This window comes from Aeromonas sp. 604176, assembly GCF_049170755.1.
Lineage (GTDB): Bacteria > Pseudomonadota > Gammaproteobacteria > Enterobacterales > Aeromonadaceae > Aeromonas > Aeromonas veronii_A.
This window is the reverse complement of sequence record NZ_JAAKNE010000247.1, coordinates 1-1,468: the sequence shown is the minus strand read 5'-3', so window position 1 is coordinate 1,468 and position 1,468 is coordinate 1. Positions and strand designations below refer to the sequence as shown.

The following is a 1,468-nucleotide window of genomic DNA, read 5'->3' as shown; positions in this document are numbered from 1 at the left end:
GGCGGCTTGGTGAAGTGCTGGCGCGGATCCAGCTTGACCAGTTTCAGCACCTCGCCAACGGTCACCGCCGGCAGCTGGCTATCTTCGCCCTTGCGACCCATCGGCGGCAGTGCCTTGGTCCAACCGGCGAAGCGCAGGGTACGGCCACGGGCCTTGAGCTCGAACTCACCCGCCTTGACGGTCAGGGTGGAGGAATCGTACTGAGCCGGGGTCATCTGGCAGGCCACGAACTGACGCCAGATGAGGTCGTACAGACGCATGGCATCCGGCTCCATCCCTTCCAGCATCTCGGCAGTCACCTGTACGTTGGAGGGACGGATCGCCTCGTGCGCTTCCTGAGCATTGGCCTTGGCGCCATACAAATTCGGCTCGGCTGGCAGATAGGCCGCGCCATACTGCTCGCCGATATATTCACGCACCGCCTCAACCGCCTCTTTGCTGAGGTTGGTGGAGTCGGTACGCATATAGGTGATGTAACCCGCTTCATAGAGACGCTGGGCCATCATCATGGTCTTCTTGACCCCGAAGCTCAGCCGGGTAGAGGCCGCCTGCTGCAGGGTAGAGGTGATAAACGGCGCGGACGGCTTGGAGCCGGTCGGCTTGTCTTCCCGGTTCACCACCTTGTAGTCGACCCCTTCCAGGGCTGCGACAGCGGCAAAGGTCTCGGCCTGGGTCACCGGCTTGAAGTCGGCCCCGTTGCGGCTGACCACTTCCATCCGCAGATCGCTCTTGTCGGCGGTCAGCAGATCGGCATTGAGATCCCAGAACTCGACCGGAACGAACGCCTTGATTTCGCGCTCTTTATCGACGATGAGACGCACCGCAACGGACTGCACTCGACCGGCAGAGAGGCCACGAGCCAGCTTTTTCCACAGCAGCGGGGAGACCATGTAACCCACCACGCGGTCGAGGAAACGACGGGCCTGCTGGGCATTGACGCGGTCAATATTGAGTTCGGACGGCTGGGCAAACGCCTCCTTGATGGCGCTCTTGGTGATCTCGTTGAACACCACGCGCTTGTAGCGGCTGTCGTCGCCACCGATGATCTCGCGCAGGTGCCAGGCGATCGCTTCTCCTTCTCTATCCAAGTCGGTTGCGAGATAGATGGTGTCGGCTTTCTCGGCCAGACTTTGCAACTCGCTGACCACCTTCTCCTTGCCGGGCAAAATCTGGTAGTTAGCCTGCCAGCCAGCGGTCGGATTGATACCCATCCGGGCAAACAGGGCCTTGCGATCCTTGGCTGCCTTTTCAGCTTCGCTCAACTTGATGCCGCGAATGACGGGTTTCTTGGGCTCGGTGCTGGCGCTGCCGCTGGTGGGCAGATCGCGAACATGACCAACGCTGGATTTCACCACGTAGTCCTTGCCCAGATATTTGTTGATCGTCTTGGCCTTGGCCGGAGACTCCACTATGACCAGTGATTTGCCCATGCTGTAACTATTATCCTCATTGCACCCGACGGGGTTGG

Annotated in this window: 1 protein-coding gene; it reads right to left on the bottom strand. The window is 60.3% G+C overall.

What is annotated here, in order from left to right; genetic code table 11:
- Positions 1 to 1,430 (bottom strand): type I DNA topoisomerase (gene topA, locus G5358_RS21085; protein ID WP_421324880.1); only part of this gene is annotated, 1,430 nt, incomplete at its 3' end.
- Positions 1,431 to 1,468: the final 38 nt, after the last annotated feature.